The 17,896-nt window shown below is 60.5% G+C and carries 12 protein-coding genes and 1 tRNA gene; 3 read left to right on the top strand and 10 right to left on the bottom strand.

Annotated elements, in window-relative coordinates:
• Nucleotides 1-7 precede the first annotated feature (7 nt).
• A complete protein-coding gene (locus tag IC614_RS02150; RefSeq protein ID WP_207791138.1) occupies nucleotides 8-2,881 on the bottom strand; it encodes an SNF2-related protein in 2,874 nt (957 codons plus the stop codon).
• Nucleotides 2,882-2,994: 113 nt separating this feature from the next.
• Here IC614_RS02150 and IC614_RS02155 point away from each other — a divergent pair, with 113 nt between their 5' ends.
• Complete coding sequence (locus IC614_RS02155; RefSeq protein WP_200972110.1) at nucleotides 2,995-3,795, top strand: hypothetical protein; 801 nt, start codon at nucleotides 2,995-2,997, stop codon at nucleotides 3,793-3,795.
• A 496-nt stretch (nucleotides 3,796-4,291) separates the two neighbouring features.
• Here IC614_RS02155 and IC614_RS02160 read toward each other — a convergent pair.
• The 6 genes from IC614_RS02160 to IC614_RS02185 all read right to left on the bottom strand — a co-directional run bounded on the left by IC614_RS02160 (nucleotide 4,292) and on the right by IC614_RS02185 (nucleotide 9,940).
• A tRNA-Lys gene (locus IC614_RS02160) sits at nucleotides 4,292-4,367 on the bottom strand.
• An 86-nt stretch (nucleotides 4,368-4,453) separates the two neighbouring features.
• The gene (gene rodA, locus IC614_RS02165; protein WP_200972111.1) at nucleotides 4,454-5,563 is read right to left on the bottom strand and encodes a rod shape-determining protein RodA; all 1,110 of its coding nucleotides are present in this window, start codon (nucleotides 5,561-5,563) and stop codon (nucleotides 4,454-4,456) included.
• The gene (gene mrdA / locus IC614_RS02170; protein ID WP_200972112.1) at nucleotides 5,560-7,476 is read right to left on the bottom strand and encodes a penicillin-binding protein 2; all 1,917 of its coding nucleotides are present in this window, start codon (nucleotides 7,474-7,476) and stop codon (nucleotides 5,560-5,562) included. The genes rodA and mrdA overlap by 4 nt, the downstream gene beginning before the upstream one ends.
• A complete protein-coding gene (gene mreD / locus IC614_RS02175) occupies nucleotides 7,473-7,988 on the bottom strand; it encodes a rod shape-determining protein MreD (RefSeq protein ID WP_200972113.1) in 516 nt (171 codons plus the stop codon). Before mreD ends, mrdA begins: the two co-directional genes overlap by 4 nt.
• On the bottom strand, nucleotides 7,985-8,884 hold the full coding sequence (gene mreC, locus IC614_RS02180) for a rod shape-determining protein MreC (RefSeq protein WP_200972114.1): 900 nt from the start codon (nucleotides 8,882-8,884) through the stop codon (nucleotides 7,985-7,987). The genes mreD and mreC overlap by 4 nt, the downstream gene beginning before the upstream one ends.
• A gap of 12 nt (nucleotides 8,885-8,896) precedes the next feature.
• The gene (locus tag IC614_RS02185) at nucleotides 8,897-9,940 is read right to left on the bottom strand and encodes a rod shape-determining protein (RefSeq protein ID WP_318963215.1); all 1,044 of its coding nucleotides are present in this window, start codon (nucleotides 9,938-9,940) and stop codon (nucleotides 8,897-8,899) included.
• 151 nt (nucleotides 9,941-10,091) lie between these two features.
• On the opposite strand from IC614_RS02185, the gene mutL reads away from it, so the two are divergent.
• Nucleotides 10,092-11,945 carry a DNA mismatch repair endonuclease MutL gene (gene mutL, locus IC614_RS02190; RefSeq protein ID WP_200972116.1) on the top strand — a complete coding sequence of 618 codons (1,854 nt, stop codon included), beginning with the start codon at nucleotides 10,092-10,094 and terminating at the stop codon, nucleotides 11,943-11,945.
• A 2-nt stretch (nucleotides 11,946-11,947) separates the two neighbouring features.
• On the opposite strand, the gene aguB is transcribed toward mutL, so the two are convergent.
• A complete protein-coding gene (gene aguB, locus IC614_RS02195) occupies nucleotides 11,948-12,796 on the bottom strand; it encodes an N-carbamoylputrescine amidase (RefSeq protein ID WP_200972117.1) in 849 nt (282 codons plus the stop codon).
• Between the two features lie 19 nt (nucleotides 12,797-12,815).
• Nucleotides 12,816-13,793 (bottom strand): agmatine deiminase family protein, encoded by a 978-nt coding sequence (locus IC614_RS02200; RefSeq protein ID WP_200972118.1) that lies wholly within the window; start codon nucleotides 13,791-13,793, stop codon nucleotides 12,816-12,818.
• Between the two features lie 173 nt (nucleotides 13,794-13,966).
• Between IC614_RS02200 and IC614_RS02205 the strand changes: the two genes are divergently transcribed.
• Nucleotides 13,967-16,063 carry a prolyl oligopeptidase family serine peptidase gene (locus tag IC614_RS02205; RefSeq protein ID WP_200972119.1) on the top strand — a complete coding sequence of 699 codons (2,097 nt, stop codon included), beginning with the start codon at nucleotides 13,967-13,969 and terminating at the stop codon, nucleotides 16,061-16,063.
• A 62-nt stretch (nucleotides 16,064-16,125) separates the two neighbouring features.
• On the opposite strand, the gene IC614_RS02210 is transcribed toward IC614_RS02205, so the two are convergent.
• Nucleotides 16,126-17,781, bottom strand: coding sequence for a M28 family metallopeptidase (locus IC614_RS02210; protein ID WP_200972120.1), 1,656 nt, complete (start codon nucleotides 17,779-17,781; stop codon nucleotides 16,126-16,128).
• Between the last annotated feature and the right edge of the window lie 115 nt (nucleotides 17,782-17,896).

Raw genomic sequence — 17,896 nt, forward strand, 5'->3', positions numbered from 1 at the left:
GCCATCCCTATACGACCGACCAGCGGATGGTGAACAAGGTTTCGCTGGTTTGCCCGCGCTGCATCCGCTTTTGAAGCGCAGCTATCAGGGAGTCTCGCCTTTCGGCGATATCATCCTCAACTGCAAAGATTTCTTGCCGCTGTTTGCGCTGCTTGCGCTCCAGTTCAGCGAGGCGGCGTTGGGCTTCGTGCTCCTCTTCCAACGTGGCCGCGCTCCGCGACTGGCGGCGCATAGCCTTAATCTGCTCCTTGGTGTCCTTGAGCGCCCGCTCGGCGGCGTAAATCTTGTCCTCGGCCCAATGCTCCAGCTTTTCCCGCGCGGCGGCGAAGTGCTGGCTGTTGGCTTCAAGCGAACGGTTGAGCGCGGCTTTTTCTGCCTGCTGGGCACCCGCCTCAATCCGGGTCGCGATGATCGACGATGGAGCATCGGCGTGCCGGGTAATCGCGCCGACCGAGAACAGCCGTTCGCATACTTCCTGATCAAGCGACGCGCCGCGATCGTCGACCCCGGAGAGCAACAGATATTCCTCGGTGTCAAAAGAGGTAACGATCAGGCGGCGCAACGTCAGCCATCCGCTTCGACCCTTCAGCCCTTCGACGACAGCGTTGCGGACGGGGTGAGTGCCCACATCGAAGACCAGTTCGGCTAGCGGGGTAGGCCGCCCCTTGGCATCATCGAGCACCGTTTCGCCGAGGGGATGCGACAGGCGGTAAAGGAAATAGCCATGTGGGTTGGGGCTGGCATCATCGCTGCCCGCACGCGAGATCAGATGGTAACGACCTTTCGGGATGTGGTCGGCGGGCGGTTCGCTGAGATCGAAGGTTAGCGCGTTTTCATCGAAATCGGCCGCATCGTTCAGTATGAACCGCGTAACATCCCAGAATTTGCGGCCCACCTGATCAAGCTGCGCCCGGGTGGTCTCAAGTCGCAATTTCAGCCTAGCATGCACGTCCTCGTCGAAGTGCTCCAGCAGGGCGCGGCGGGTATCGTCCATCCGGGCACGGATTTGCTCGTCCAGCTCGTCCCTCAACGCTTTGAAAGCGGCGTCGATGGCATCAGGCGTGCGGCAATCCTGATAGATGGCAAGAATGCGCTTCTCGAAATCGACGCCGGACTCGATCGTGCCGAGCACTTCGTCCGACGCCCCGAAAACACCACTGAACAGGCTGAACTTGTCACGGAGCAGCTCATGCACCCGCTGATCGGCCTGATTGCGCTCATTCAGGAAATTGATGACTATAACGTCGTGTGTTTGGCCGTACCGGTGACAGCGGCCTATGCGCTGTTCGATGCGCTGCGGATTCCACGGCAGGTCATAGTTGATGACCATCGAGCAGAATTGCAGGTTCACGCCTTCTGACGCCGCTTCGGTCGCAATCATGATCTGGGCGTGGTCGCGGAAATGGTCGATCAGCGCGCTGCGTATATCGATGGCCTTGGAGCCAGATATGCGGCCAGTCTCCGCGTTCGCCTTTAGCCATCGTTCATAGATGGCCTGCGTCTGTGCACTGCTGTTAGTGCCGCTAAAAGAAACAACCTGATTGGCGTAGCCGTTGGCTTCCAGATAGGCGCGCAGATAATTCTGCGTGCGGCGGGACTCGGTGAAGATGAGCGCCTTTTGCAGCGCTCCCATGCGGTCTTGCTCGGCAAAGCCAATGTCGAGCGCTTTCAGGAGTGCATAGGTCTTTGTATCGGTTCCGATCCCGCGCGCCTGTTCGGCAAGCGCCGTGACCTGCTCGATTTCCGCCCTGAGCTTGGCCGGATTGAATGGCTCAACCGCATCATCGTCTTCGTCGTCTTCGTCGAGCCACTCATCAAGGAGTTCCTCTTCGATTTCCTCGGCAGTGATGATTTCCTCTGTCCAATCGGTTTCGGGTTCATTGCCATCCCGAATTGTTCCTAGCCGCGTTCCCAACGTGTCCAACGTTCCAGCAATTGCATGGGACGAAGACGCCAACAGCTTGCGCAGGATCAGGGCCGTGAGGTGCCGCTGGCGCGAGGGGATTGCGTAGCTGTTTTCGGCTTGCAGGAATTTCGATATACCGTCGTATAGCGCCTGTTCTGGGTCAGTTGGCCGAAACGGCTGCGTAATCGCTTTTCGCTCCGTGTAGCGGACATATTCCAGCACCTGCTTGCGGAGCGTCCGCTTGCAGAAATCGGCCAACCTGAACCGCAATTCGTCAAGGTTGCCGCCCGCGTTTACATACTTTGACCGGAACGCATTTGCGTCCCCGAAAAGGTTTTCATCAATGAACGTGGAAAGGCCAAACAGCTCCATAAGGCTGTTTTGCAGGGGGGTAGCCGTGAGCAGCAGCTTCTTTCTGCCCTCCGTGGCCCACCGTAGGGCCTGCCCGATGCGGTTGCTGGGGCGATAAGCGTTCCGCAGTTTGTGAGCTTCATCGACGACCACGAGGTCCCATGCGATAGGACGCAATTCGTCCTGAAGGCGTGCCGCATAATGATACGACAGGATCACGATCGCCTTCTGTTCGAGCGGCCATGCGTGTCCGTCACGTTTAAGGGCGCGATAGGTCTTCGCGTCCAGCACCATCGCGGGCAGATTAAACTTCTCTGTCAGCTCCGCCGCCCACTGCTGGCGGATCGAAGCCGGACAGATGATCAAGAGTTTCCGTTTCCGTTCCGCCCATTTTTGGCAAAGAACGATCCCGGCTTCTATGGTCTTGCCCAAACCAACCTCGTCCGCGAGGATCACACCTTCCGCCAGCGGCGATTGCAGGGCGAACATGGCCGCCTCAATCTGGTGAGGGTTCAGGTCCACCGACGCGTCGAACAGCGCCATCGAGAGCTGATCAGCCGCCCCGGGAGGAGCGTGCTTGGTCAGGTCATGGGCGAAGTACTTGGCATGGTATGCAGTTGGCATGCTGCACTTTAAGTGCATAAATCGCTGAATGTCGACGCAGTTGCCCATTCAACCGCCGTTGATACGATTCGCTTGGCGATTGGGGGGAAACTTTGCGTCCAACAATAATCGATGTGCGAAAAGCGATCGTCGACCGCCTGAGGCGTTCAATGGGCGGCGACTTCGTGGTGGTGGGCGCGCCCGATCATCCGTTGGTCATGCGTTCGGTTGATATCATTGTGGGCGGTCGGGCTGGGTTAACCGCTATCATGGCGATGACAGCTCAAGAGCTCCGCAGCCAAGAACATTTCACCGCGCGATTAACGTTGAACAAGATGGCTCTGCCGCCGCATACAAACTTTGTTTTTGTATCAATTGATGGTGAGCGCCCGTACTCGCTTCCAACCAACGCATTTGTAACGGAGATATCTATTAAGGATCAGAGGGTCTGGGATGATCTGACGTCAATCTCATCCCGCCCGCAAGGCTTCCCAGATGGTAAGTCTTCCGAAAAAATACATCGGCTTGCGAGTGCGCGTTTTGGCGACACCTACAAACTCGCGCGCGTGTTGCAACGCGGTCGCTCGAAGGCCACCGCTGCACATGGCAACCGCTCAACGCGGAAGCCGCGACGCGACCGCCTCTCCCACAACATCGAGGCGGCATTCTTCGCTAATCCACCAACTTTACAAGCCATCGCCAATCTGTCCGTCGAAGGAGCTGATCGGTGGTACGATATGGATGGGGCAGAACCGTTTCCTACCCAAGCTCCAGCAGGAGCCGCTTTCGCGGAGTTATTCCCATCAAGTCCTGGTGACCCAGATAAAGCCATCCGTGCGGCTGCGTTTGCCGGTTGGGTTCTAACGCCAGCAGGAACAGGCAAGTCCCCCGACGAAATTTCGGAACTGGTCTCTCGCTATACGAGGGTCGGATGAGCGCTCGAAAATCAAGGCATCTGCTGATGCAAGCGCTAGTGCGAGGGTCGCATCACTATGGTTCGAGCGTAGCGTTTAACTACGTTGATGACGAACTTTCCGAACTAGGCCGCTGCCAGAAACTGCAACCGTTGCGCCGTCAGCGGCTTTTACAAATCATCCACTCGACGCGGTCGCTCGACACGTGCCTCGCTACTATCCTGAGCAACAATGGCAGAGTTCCAGCGAATGGAATTGGTGGCATGCTTCACCAGCTCAAAGGACTTCCGCCTCATGTCAGAGGCTATCTTGACCATGCAGCTGCTACCGCGTTTTCATCAGCAATTGCACCTAGGCGTAATCGATATGCGCATAAGGCCGGAAGCTTTCCGACATCTACTCAGGAAGTAGATCAGCTTGTCTCCGATGTGCATGCTTGCATGACCATGATCCTGTGACCCAAATGGGACCCCGCGAATGGGCGGTTGCTCAATCTCGCCTCTAAGTCATTGGAAAATGGTGGACGCACTAGGGCTCGAACCTAGGACCCGCTGATTAAGAGTCAGCTGCTCTACCAACTGAGCTATGCGTCCATGCCTGCAAGGCAAAGCCCGAAGAAAACGAGGTTCCGTTCCGGCGAGGCGTGCCCGCTAGCATGGGGCGATGCGGGATGCAACGGCTAAACGAGGCCTTTTCGCTTCAGGCGGTTGTTCCGATCGATGGACATCAGGATACCGAGAGAGATCATTACCGTCAGCATCGCCGATCCGCCGTGGGAGAAGAGGGGGAGGGGGATGCCGACGACGGGGGCCAAACCCATCACCATCATCAAATTGATCGCGATATAGAAGAAAATGGTGGTCGTCAGACCCGCCGCCACAAGCCGGTCGAAGCGCGGCTTGGTATCGAGCGCCACCTTCATCCCCCATCGCAGCAGCAGGAAGAAGCAGAGGATCAGGAACAGGGCGCCCACCAGACCCCATTCCTCCACCATCGCCGGGAAAATGAAGTCGGTATGGACTTCGGGCAGATATTTGAGATGACTCTGCGTACCGTTCAGATAGCCCTTCCCGAAAATGCCGCCCGACCCGATCGCGATCTGCGACTGGCTGATATGATAGCCCGCGCCGAGCGGATCGAGCTCCGGATCGAGGAAGATGGTGAGGCGCCTTTGCTGGTGCGGCAGCAGCAGGAAATTATAGGCGATCGGTACGACCATGGCGATCGCGGCGATCCCGCCCACGAACAGGCGCAGCGGCACTCCTGCGAGGAACATGATGGTCAAACCGGAAAAAACGACGAGCGAGGCGGTGCCGAGATCCGGCTGCGCGGCGATCATCAGGAACGGGATGCCGATAAGGAGCCCGGCCGGCCAGATAGCGGACCATGAGCGTATCTGCCCGGCTGGCAGCAGATCGTAAAATCGCGCCAGCACCAGCACGATCACCGGCTTCATCAGCTCGGAAGGCTGGAGGACGATAAAACCCAGGTTCAGCCAGCTCCGCGCGCCGCCGCCAATAAAGCCGAGCGCCTGGACGAGGATGAGCAGGAAGAGAACGCCGCCATAAGCGACGAACACGAATGGCTTCATCCGCTTTGGGCTGATGAAGGAAATGCCGATCGCCATCGTGAGGAAAAGAGAGAAGCGAATGACATGGCTCAACGCCCAAGGAGAGGGCGATCCTCCCCCAACCGAGTAGAGGACGACGCCCCCGAACAGGGCGATCACGGCCGCCAGAATGATGGCCGGCCACGACAGGCGCGCGACGGCGGCGGGAATGAAGCTCATGCCGCGCCTCCGGGCGGGGGCGTCTTGCCCTTGCTCGCGAGCCAGGCCGCCGCCTGACGCTCCATCCGCGTCTTGATGTCGCCGCCCCACCCTTCTTCGAACGTGGCGAGCGCGGCCATCGCTTTCTCTTTATCGAAGAGATAAGTCAGCACGTCCTTCGCCACCGGGGCGGCGGCGCGGGCGCCGCCCAGCCCGTGTTCGATGACGACCGAGGCCGCATAGCGGGGATTGCTGGTCGGCGCGAAGCAGACGAACAGGCCGTGGTCGCGATATTTCCAGTCCCCGCTCTGGCCGCGCTGGGCGCCCGCGATACGGCGCACCTGCGCGGTTCCCGTCTTGCCGCCCATCTCGATGCCGGGGAGCTCCAGGCGGCTGCGGCCGGCCGTGCCATCGCCGTTCACCACTTCCCACATGCCGCCGCGCACCGCCTCGAAATGCTCTTTGGGGAAGGGCAGAGGCTTGGCTGGAGCGTGGCGCCCCCTCAGCAGCCTTGGCTGGATGTTGAGGCCCGACGCGACCCTGCCGGCCATGACGGCGAGCTGGAGCGGGTTCACAATGACATAGCCTTGGCCGATGGCGGCATTGAGCGTATCGGACGCCGTCCATTGCTGCTTATAGCGGCGCATCTTCCATGCGGTGTCCGGCATGGTGCCGAAACTCTGCGACACGACGGGCAGGTCGAATTTTTCGCCGAAGCTCAAGGCATGGCCCATCTTTGCAATGGCGTCGATCCCGACCCGGTTCCCCATCGAATAAAAATAGGTGTTGCAGCTCTTCGCGATCGCCCGGCGCATATTGACGGTACCGTGACGCCCCAGGCAGCGGAAGAAGCGATTTCCGAGCCGGTAGCCGCCCGGGCAATGCACAGTCTCGTCCGGATCGACGCCAGCGCCTTGCAGTGCCATCGCGACCATCGGCTTGAACGTGGATCCAGGGGGGTAAAGAGCGTTCAGCGACTTGTTGATCAGCGGATGGCGCTCATCCGCCGACAACATCCCCCATTCGTCATGGCTGATGCCATCGGAAAAATTATTGGGGTCATAAGCCGGCATGGATGCCATGCAGAGGATCTCCCCCGTATGGCAATCGAGCACGATGCAGGAACCGGATTCATTGCCGAGCCGGCGCGCCGCATAGGCTTGCAAACCCGCGTCGATGGTGAGCGGCAGGCTGCCGCCGCTTTTGTCGGGCAGGGACGCCAGCTCCCGGATCAGGCGGCCACCCGCCGTCACCTCCAGCCGCTTCGCGCCGGGCGTTCCCCGAAGACGGCTCTCCATCGTCTTTTCAAGACCTTCCTTGCCGATCTTGAAACCCGGCGTGATGTATAGCGGATCCTTGCCTGCGGCTTGATACTCTTCCTTGTTCGCCGCTCCGACATAACCGACAAGGTGGCCAACGGCAGCACCATCCGGATAGAAGCGGCTGAACCCTCTTAGAGGAGCAACACCCGGCATCTCGGGCTGGCGGACGGTGACGGCGGCATATTGCTCGAAGGGCAGGTTTTCGGCGACCGGGACCGGTTGGTATCCCGCGGCATTCGCCAATTCCTTGCGGATGCGCGTCACTTCCTCAGGCGGCAGTTGCAAGATTTGAGAAAGCTCGCGAATGATCCGTTCGGCATCCTGGATTTGATCGGGGATCAGATCGACGCGATAGTCGCTGCGGTTGACCGCGATCGGCTTGCCATAACGGTCGACGATCCAGCCACGCCGGGGAGGGACCAGCACCATCTGGAACCGGTTTTCTTCCGACATCAATTTGTAGCGGTCATTTTCAGCGATGGCGAGCCAGCTGACCCGCCCCGCGAGCAAGGCCGCGACCCCGGCTTGGAGCCCACCCAGCACCATCGCGCGCCGCGTGAAGGTGAAGCTCTGCGAGTTTTCGGTAACGAGCGGCTTGGCGCGGCGTCTCATCGGGCGAGCCGCCATCGGTCAAGCATCAGAATGATGCGGGCGACCACCGGATAGAGGAAGACCGACAAGACGATCTGGGGTAAAAGGACGGTGAAGCTGGCCATATTGCCCATCAGTCGTCCGATCGCCCAGCCTGCAAGACTATAGGTCAGGATGGCCAGCGCCGCGAAAAACCAGTCCATCCAGTAGTCGCGCCAATTAAGCCGCGCATCGAGAATGTCGAAGGCGAGAAAGGTCAGCGTCCACAAAGCCATGGACTGCCCGAGCGGAAGCCCGTCGACGAGATCGTTGAGCAGGCCAAGGGGAAGCGCCATTTGCGCCGTCCACATTTCCGGCCGCAACAGCCGCCAAGCGATCAGGACCAGAAAGGCGAAATCCGGAACAATGGGCGTCGTAACGACGATCGGCAGGATTGCGAAGAGGATGGCCGCGATGGTCGAGACCAGGGGGACATAGCGCCTGCGGGCATCACGGCGGGCCACATCGCGGTTCGACGACGCGATCCAGCTCATTGCGCGGCCTCGCTTCCCGGGGGCGGCTCGGCTTCGTTGAGCGGCAAGTTCGCGGCGGGCTGGTAGATATGCTGGACGATCGCAAAGTCGATGCGGGCCGGATCCGCGAGCGGCCGGGCGATGGTGGCGTCACGGTCGGCGCGGGTCACTTGCGCAACGGGGATATTCGGCGGAAAGATGCCGCCAGTGCCCGATGTGACGAGGATGTCACCCTTGCGGAAAGGGTTTTCACCGACTTCCAGCGGTTTGATCTCGATGAAGCCGTCACCCTTGCCGGTCGCGATGGCGGGGATGCCGGATCTCGTCAGCTGGACCGGAACGTTGCTGGATCCATCCGTAATCAGCAAGACGCGCGCGGCATGGCGGCCGGTTTCGATCACGCGGCCGATCAATCCCTCGGGCCCACGTACCGGCTGGCCTATTTGTATGCCCGAGGCGCTTCCTGCGGAAAGGGTTGCAAGGCGGCGGCTGGAATCGAAGCTTGATCCGACGATGCGCGCCGTGGCGACACGGTCTCCGGTCGCTTGACTGACCTTCAGCAATGCCTTCAAACGCCGATTCTCGAAATTGATCGCGCGCGCTTCGATCAGCTTCTGGCGGCTTGCCTCAAGCTCTGCGCGCATCGCCCGGTTCTGCGAAGCCGCATTGAAATAAGCCCCGATTTCGTCGCCAGCGTTGCCGAAGAAACGAACCACGCTCCGTCCCGCGCCCGTAATTGGGGCAGTGACGTCAAGCGCCGCGCCGCGCAAGGCGGCAAAGCCACGCGGATCGACGGCGGCGATGATGAGCAGCAGCACTGCGAGCAACACGCCGCCCACAGCTACGATATAGCCGATGAACAGTCCGTATTGCGCCCTGCGGGAAAAACCGGGACGCCGGGTGGAGGGCGGCGCCATGAGACCGGTCTTTTACGCGGTCTGAAGGACGCCGCGGAAGATTTCCTCTTCCAGGGCGCGGCCGGTTCCAAGGGCGACGCAGGTCAGCGGATCGTCCGCGATGGTGACCGGAAGACCGGTTTCGTCGCGAAGAACCTCGTCCAGGCCCTGGAGCAGCGCACCGCCGCCGGTCAGGACGATGCCCTGGTCGACAATATCGGCTGCCAGCTCCGGCGCGGTATTCTCAAGTGCGATGCGAACGCCCTCGACGATGGTCCCCACAGGTTCCGACAACGCCTCCGCGATCTGCCGCTGGTTGATGGTAATTTCCTTCGGCACGCCATTCACGAGGTCGCGGCCCTTGATGTGAACGGTAAGGCCGTCGCTGCCATCGGCGGGGGGCTTGGCGATGCCGACCTGCTGCTTGATGCGCTCTGCCGTCGCTTCTCCGATCAGGAGATTGTGGTTACGGCGGACGTAGGAAGAAATCGCTTCGTCCATCTTGTCGCCGCCGACACGGACCGACGTGGTATAGGCAAGGCCGCGCAGCGAAAGCACCGCGACTTCCGTCGTGCCGCCGCCGATGTCGACGACCATCGAACCGATCGGTTCGGTCACCGGCATGTCGGCGCCGATCGCAGCCGCCATCGGCTCCTCGATCAGCCAGACCTGGCTCGCGCCGGCGTTGGAGGCGGCGTCGCGGATCGCGCGGCGCTCGACCGAGGTGGAGCCCGACGGCACGCAGATCACGATTTCCGGCCAGCGCGGGAAGCGGCGCGTGCCATGCACTTTCTGGATGAAATATTTGATCATCTGCTCGGCGACGTCGATGTCCGCGATCACACCGTCGCGAAGCGGGCGAATCGCCTCGATCTGGTCGGGCGTCTTGCCCATCATCAATTTGGCGTCGTCGCCGACCGCCTTCACGCGCTTGACGCCGTTGATCGTCTCGATGGCGACCACCGACGGCTCATTGAGAACGATCCCGCGTCCACGCACGTAAACAACGGTGTTCGCGGTGCCGAGGTCGATCGCCATATCGTGCGACGGAAACTTCAAAAAACGCATGAAGGACATAGGATCAGGTCTCGCTTCCTTGACGGGCGCCGCTCTTCGGAAAATTCCCCGCTTGCCCGGATTCTCGCTGTATAGGATGCCCCCGCGCTTCCCGTCCACAAAACAGTTAACGTTGTCGCAGGAAGCCGTCGCATCGTTTACAGGCTGATTCATGTCAATACGCCGCCTTCCCGAACATCTGGTTAACCGCATCGCAGCCGGTGAAGTGGTGGAAAGACCGGCCAGTGCGTTGAAAGAATTGGTTGAAAATGCGATTGACGCCGGAGCGACGCGGATCGCGGCGACACTGATGGGCGGGGGAATCGACCTGCTGGAAGTCTCCGACGATGGCTGCGGCATGGACAGGGAAAGCATGCGGCTGGCCCTGGAGCGTCACGCCACTTCAAAACTGCCCGGCGATGCCATCGACGCTGTGACGACTTTGGGGTTTAGAGGCGAGGCGCTACCGTCCATTGCCAGCGTGTCCCTCCTCCATATGGAAAGCCGCGTGCGGGGCGCCGACGGCTGGTCGTTGACTGTCGACAACGGCCAGGTGGTGGGGGAGGGGCCCGCCGCCCTGCCGCCTGGCACTCGTATCCGCGTATCCGATCTCTTCGGGAAAGTTCCCGCCCGCCGCAAGTTCCTGCGTTCCCCCCGCTCCGAATATGCCGCCTGCGTCGATGTCGTGAAGCGGCTTGCCATGGCGCGGCCGGATATCGGCTTCACCCTGGAGCATGAAGGCCGCCGCGCTCTCCACGTTCAGCCTGGCGAGGATCGCCCGGCGCGCGTTGCCGCGCTCACCGACCGTGGCCTTGCCGACAACAGTGTCCCGGTGGACTACGACCGGCACGGCGTCCGGCTTGGCGGGGTGGCGGGTCTGCCGACCTTCAACCGGGGCGTCGCCGACCATCAATATCTGTTCGTGAACGGCCGTCCGGTGAAGGACCGCCTCCTCATAGGCGCGGTGCGGGGCGCCTATCAGGACCTGCTCGCCCGCGACCGGCACCCGATCCTCGCCCTGTTCATCGACCTCCCGGGCACCGAAGTCGACGTCAACGTCCATCCCGCCAAGACCGAAGTCCGCTTCCGCGATCCAGGCGGCATACGTGGATTAATTGTCGGCGGCCTACGCCATGCATTGGATGCGGCTGGTCACCGTAGCGCCCAGCGCCCCTCAGTCGCGGCTCTAGGCAACTGGCAAACCGGAAGCCCCTCCCCTTTAGGAGTGGGGCCGACCTCAGCCTTGTCCGGGGGACAAGGCTACGGCCCCACTGGGTTGGGGTGGGGAAGTCGTGCGTCGACAAACTCCTCATTCTTCACCCGCACCGGTCTCTACCCTGAAGGGGAGGGGAGACAAGGCAGCGTGTGGGATGCCCACCAGGCCTATGCGCCACCGCCCCAGGCCCGCGCCGAACCGGCTCATGCGCCGCCGCCGGAAGCCAATCGCTACCCGCTGGGCGTTGCACGCGGTCAAGTGGCAGCCACCTACATTGTCGCGGAAGCCGATGACGGCCTCGTCCTCGTCGACCAGCACGCCGCCCACGAACGGCTCGTTCTCGAACGGATGCGCAAAGCGATGTCGAACGGCGGCGTCGCCCGCCAGGCTCTGCTCCTTCCTGAAGTGGTGGAGATGGACGAGCCGGCCGCCGACCGCCTGGAAGCGCGGGCCGAAGAGCTGGCCGAAATGGGCTTGGAACTCGAACGTTTCGGCCCCCGCGCTGTCCTTGTCCGCGCGACTCCGGCTTTATTGGGTCAAGGAAACATTCAGGGCCTCGTCACCGATCTCGTCGACGAGATCGCCGCTTTCGACGAAGCCTTGTCGCTCAAGGAAAAGCTCGACCATGTCGCGGCAACCATGGCCTGCCACGGCTCCGTCCGCGCGGGCCGCATCCTCTCGGTCGCCGAGATGAACGCGCTTCTCCGCGAAATGGAAGTCACGCCTCATAGCGGGCAGTGCAACCATGGCCGGCCAACCTGGGTGAAACTCGGCCATAACGACATCGAGAAATTGTTCGGCCGGAAGTAGGCTCAGATATCCTGCGCCAGCCGCGTGTAAAGTTCCGGGCGCCGGTCGCGAAAGAAACCGAAGGCGGCGCGGTGCTTCTTTGCCTGAACGATATCCACGGTGGCGACCAGCACGCCGGTTTCCTGCGCGCCATACTCGGCAAGCATGTCGCCTCTCTCGTCGCAGATGAAGCTGTGCCCATAGAAGCGTTGATCCCCTTCCATGCCGATCCGGTTGGCGGCGACGACGGGGACGACATTCGACACCGCATGGCCGATCATCGCCCGCCGCCATAGGCGGCTGGTGTCGAGATCGGGGTCATGCGGCTCGGTGCCGATGGCGGTGGGATAAAGGAGGATATCCGCGCCCATCAGCATCATCGCGCGGGCGGCTTCCGGATACCATTGGTCCCAGCAAATGCCGGCGCCGATCGTGCCGTATTTCGTCTTCCAGACCTTGAAGCCGGTATTGCCGGGACGGAAATAGAATTTCTCCGAATAGCCGGGACCGTCCGGAATGTGGCTCTTGCGATAGACACCCATGACCTCGCCTTCGTCGTCGATCATGGCGAGACTGTTATAATGGTGGTGCCCGTCCGCCTCGAAGAAGCTGGTCGGGATATAGACGCTGAGTTCCTTGGCGAGCTTCCGCATCGCCAGGACGACCGGATGCTCGTCCGTCGAGAGGGCCCGCGCGAAATGACCCTCATCCTGCGTGCGGCAGAAATAATGGCCCTCGAACAATTCGGGTGGCAGGATGATTTTGGCGCCTTTGGCAGCCGCTTCGCGCACCAGCCTTTCGACGGCGGCGATATTCTCCTCCACGCAATCGGAGAAGGGAAGTTGGAGGGCGGCGAGGGTAACCTGGGTCATTCTGTTCTCCAAAGGCGCCTTACTCCGGCACCTGCTGGCTGATGCAGTGGAAGCTGCCGCCGCCGGTCAGGATATGATCGGCGCGGAAACCCACGGCTTTGCGGCCGGGGAAGAGGGCGCCAATCGCCTCGACAGCGGCAGCGTCGTTCGGCTGGCCGTAAATCGGCACCACCACCGCCGCATTGCCGATGTAGAAGTTCATATAGGAAGCCGGAATGATCTCGCCATCCATCACGACTTTGCCGGGGGAGGGAACGGGCACGACCTCCAGGCCAAAGGCTTCGGCGCGGGCCCAAGCATCCGCATAGACGGCAATGTTGGGATCATCCTCTTCCGCCACGGGAATGGCAATCCGCCCTTCGCCGACGAAGCGGGCAAGATTGTCGACATGGCCGTCGGTATGGTCGTTGAGAAGGCCATCGCCCAGCCACAGGATGCGATCGAGGCCGAGATCGGCCTTCAAACGCATTTCGATTTCCTCCTTGGAGAGACCCGGATTGCGGTTCGGGTTCAAGAGGCATTGCTCGGTCGTGACGGCAAGTCCCGCACCGTCCACGTCGATCGCGCCGCCCTCCAGGATCCAGTCATGGCGCCGGGCCTCCATGTCCATCGTGTCGGCAAGCCGCAAGCCAATCGTATCGTCGCCTTCCAGGTCGTACTTGCCGCCCCACCCGTTGAAGCGGAAGCTGGCAGGAAGGCGGTTTTCTCCGGACTTGAGGATGATCGGCCCGGTGTCACGCAGCCAGATGTCGCCGAAAATCTCCTCGATTATCGTGATGTCGGGACCGGCAAGCTCCTGCGCCCGCGCCACCGCCTTTGGGTCGGCGGCGACGAGGCGCACTTCCTCGCCATTGCCATTCGCATGAACGGCACGGGCGAAAGCGGCGACCTCCTCCTGCGCGGCCTCCAGATCTTCTAGCCACAAGTCGCCATGGCTCGGGAAGCCGATCCATACCCATTCATGATGCGCCCATTCGGGCGGCTGGCGATAGGTCATGCGCAAATCCGTTCGTGCTGTCCGGGTCAGCCCCTTACCAGCACGAACGGAAAAGTCATGTTCAGTTTCCCTCTGATCCATGCCCTCATTACGGGGCACCAGACCAACAGGTCGCGGCATCTATTGATTTTAACTAAGCCAGCGCTAGGCTTTACTTTGGGGAGGATTGTATCATGCACATGCTTTTGGCTGCGGTCGCCGGTTCCGCTCTTACTGCGGCTGTTCCGCCTGTACCGGTTGCAGAGCCCTTCGAGGAGCAGAGGTTCGGAATAACTATCCAAGACCCCTACCGCTGGATGGAGAAGCCTGAACGCGCGGGTGAGGTACGGGATTGGCTTGTAAATGCTGGCCAGCATGCGCGCGAAGAGTTGAGCAAATTGCCGGAGCGAGAGAAATTTGAAGAACTGCTCAATCTCGCGAACCGGGCAGGGGTCAGTTACACGAGTGCCCAGATATCTAATCAGCGCCTGTTCTATCTAAGGTTGGATCCGGAAGCGCGCGTGTCGAAGCTCGTCGTGCGTAAGGATGGCGTCGAACGGGTGGTATTGGATCCTGCGACATCAAGCGCAGCCTTAGCCGCTATCAACAACTACACTGTCTCACCCGATGGCGGGACAGTCGCCGTGCATGTCGCAGAAGGCGGCGGAGAGGCGGGCGAAGTTCGCTTTTTGGACGTTGAGAGCGGACGCGAGATAGCGCCACGCATAGGGCCGGTTTGGGGAGAATTCCCTGTGAACTGGCTGTCCTCAAGGAAGGTTGTTTACACACGAATGGCGGACCCGCAGCCTGGCGTGGATCCAATCCTGAACATGAGGATGTATACGATCGGGTTTGGTGAGAAAGGCCCGGGTATTCCCTTGCTCGGAGCCGGTGTCCCCAATGCTCCGGCGTTCGAGCCGCGCGAATTTCCTACTTTTTACAATCCAGCCTCAACACGCTGGGCGATGGGTTTTGGCACTGGCGCTAGGGCTGACAGCAGAATTCTCGTTACGCGCATTGATGAGGTTCTAGCTGGTACGCCGAAGTGGCGTTCGATCGCCGAATATGCGGACCAGGTACGCAGCGCGACAATTGTTGGCGACAACATCTATCTTCTCTCTTCCAAAACAAATTCATCGAGAACGTTATTAAAGGGTTCCCTGAACGATCCGGAGCTGAAGCTGCGCCCTATCATGGAAGGCGGCGAAGTGATCCTGAGGAGCATTTCCGAGGCTGCGGACGGATTGTATCTATTCGCCAGCAAAGGGGGTGCCGAAAAGCTCTTTTTCCAGCCGAACGGTTCTGAAGAGTTCCGGGAAGTTGTTCTTCCATTCGATGGAGCTATCTCCAGTTGGGATGTCGGTGATCAAGGCCGATCCTTGCTGATGGGGCTTACGGGATGGTTGCGGAATAGAACTCACTACCGCGTTTCAGGAGGAATCATCCAGCCCGTCAATTTGAAATCGGCTAGTTGGGAAGCTGGATCAAAGCATTCAGTTATCACCGATGAGGCGATCAGTTCCGATGGTACACGGGTGCCGATGGCAATATTAATGCCAGCGGAAGGGAAATTGCCGGCAGGGCGCCCGACCATTCTTCATGGATATGGGTCTTATGGTCTCCTCAACACCGAGCCTACTTACAGTGGGAACAACCTTGCTTGGCTGGAGCAAGGCGGAGTTTTTGCCTATTGCGGGACGCGCGGCGGCGGCGAGAATGGGCGTGCCTGGCATGAAGCTGGACGTGCTGCCAACAAGCCCAATGCACATGCTGACTTTATTGCTTGTGCCGAACGCCTGATTCAGCTCGGTTATGCTAAGCCCTCTCAAATTACAGCTATAGGCGTTAGCGCTGGCGGACAACTCGTCTCGCCAGCGGTAATGAAACGGCCCGATCTTTTCGCAGGTATGATATTAAGGGTGGCGATGTTGAATCCGGCCCGCCTCGAAACGGCTGAAAACGGCGCCAATCAGTTCGCCGAAGCGGGGGATCCCCGCACTGAGGACGGGTTTAAGGGACTTGTAATGCAGGATTCCTACCTCATGCTCGAGGGGGCTAAAGACATTCCTGACACACTATTGACGATCGGTTTGAATGATAGGCGCGTCTCGCCGTGGATGAGCGGCAAGTTCGCAGCGCGAGCTGTAGCGAAATTTGGAGGTCAACGGCGCGTTTTAGTCCGTACTGAGGCTGAAGATGGGCATGGTGTAGGTTCGGCCCGTGATCTCAAGATTCAGGAAATGGCGGACATTTACGCCTTCGCTTGGAACCAGGCCACAAAAGCAGATTAATCGAGCTGATAGTGGCTCCTCGGAGGTAAGCCAAGGAGCCACTTTTTAAATGTTCGCCAGCCTTACTGGCCTGCCCGCGACTTGTCGCGGGCAGCACGGAATTCGGCGGTCGGGTACCAGTTCGGCCAATTGTCGCTGTCGGCGAGCTCGCGGCCGATGCGGTAGAAGAGGGCGATATCCTGCAGGCCGCCGGACCAATCCCAGTCGGAACGATATTCGTCTTTCGGGCCATGATAACGGTTGGCGGTATAATCGTCGGCCGCGGCGCGGCCTGCCGCTACGCCGCCGTTCACCAGATCGTCGCCGCTTTCGAAATAGATCATCGGGACGCCGAACTTGGCGAAGCTGAAATGATCCGAGCGGTAGAAGAAGCCTTTTTCGGGCGTCGGTTCGGGAACGATGACGCGGCCCTGATCCGCGACCGCGCGCTGGAGATAGGGTTCAAGCTCGGATTTGCCCGGCCCGATCACCACCACGTCCCGGGTTCGGCCGATGATGTTGACGCCGTCCATGTTGACGCCGCCTACCGTCTGAGAAAGCGGAAAGATCGGGTTCTCGGCATAATATTTGGATCCGAGCAGCCCCGATTCTTCGGCGGTGACGGCGAGGAAGATGATCGAGCGGTCCGGCTGGCCCGCTTTCTTGTGCGCTTCTGCCAGAGCGATCAGTGCCGCAGTTCCCGTCGCATTGTCGAGCGCCCCGTTGCAGATGTCGTCCCCATCCGGCGCCGCATCGCAGCGGCCGAGATGGTCCCAATGTGCAGAGTAGAGAACATATTCTCCAGGGCGCTTCTTTCCTGGAAGGACGCCGATCACGTTGCGCGATTTCTGCCGCTTGATCTGGTTTTCAAGCGAAATGTTCGCTTTGAGGCCCAATGGCACGGCCTTGAAACCCTTTTGCTTCGCGGCGGCGGTGAGCGCGGCCAGATCCTGACCTGCCGATGCCATCAGCCGTCGCGCGGCATCGTTGGTGAGCCAGCCGATCACCTTCGACTGATCCATATGGTTGTTCGCGGCGTCCATATTATATTGCGCGCCGGTCCAAGAGGATTGGACGACGTTCCAGCCATAAGCGGCAGGTTCGGTATCGTGAACGATGATGGCGGCTGCCGCGCCCTGGCGGGCCGCTTCCTCATATTTGTAGGTCCAACGGCCGTAATAGGTCATCGCCCGGCCTTCGAACGGACCTTCCAGCCCCTTCGTCTCATAATCGGGATCGTTGATCAGGATGACGACCGTCTTCCCCTTCACATCGACGCCCGCATAATCGTTCCAGCCGCGTTCGGGCGCATTGATGCCATAGCCGACGAAGACGACATCGCTGTCCTTCAAATCGATCTTCGGCTGCACCTGGTAGCTGTTGGCAACCATGTCGGTGCGATAGTTGAAGGTCAGCGGCTGAGCACCGCCGGTAATGGTGAGCGACGTCGGCGTGGCGAGCGTTTCCACCAGCGGCACGTCCTGGAACCAGCTGCCATCATTGCCCGGCTGAAGCCCCGCCGCGCGAAACCGTTCGGCGATGAGGTTGACCGTCTTGTCCTCGCCCGGGGTCGTCGGCGCGCGGCCTTCGAATGCATCGGAAGACAATTGCTGGGTCACGGTTTTCAAAGTGTCGAGCGAAATTTGCGGCGCAACGGCGCTGGCGGACGGAGTGTCTGTGGTCGCGCAGGCGGTCAGCGCACAGGCGAGAGAGAGCAGTGAAACGGAGCGCAGGAACATGGTTTCTCCCTTAAGATGCGGACGTCAGGTTTGGCATCTCTGTCTCAAGCGGACAAGGGAAGAGACTCGATAAGAAAAGGCGGCCCGGAAGGGCCGCCTCATTTTTAACGGAAAA

The sequence above is a fragment of the Sphingosinicella flava genome, assembly GCF_016025255.1.
GTDB lineage: Bacteria > Pseudomonadota > Alphaproteobacteria > Sphingomonadales > Sphingomonadaceae > Allosphingosinicella > Allosphingosinicella flava.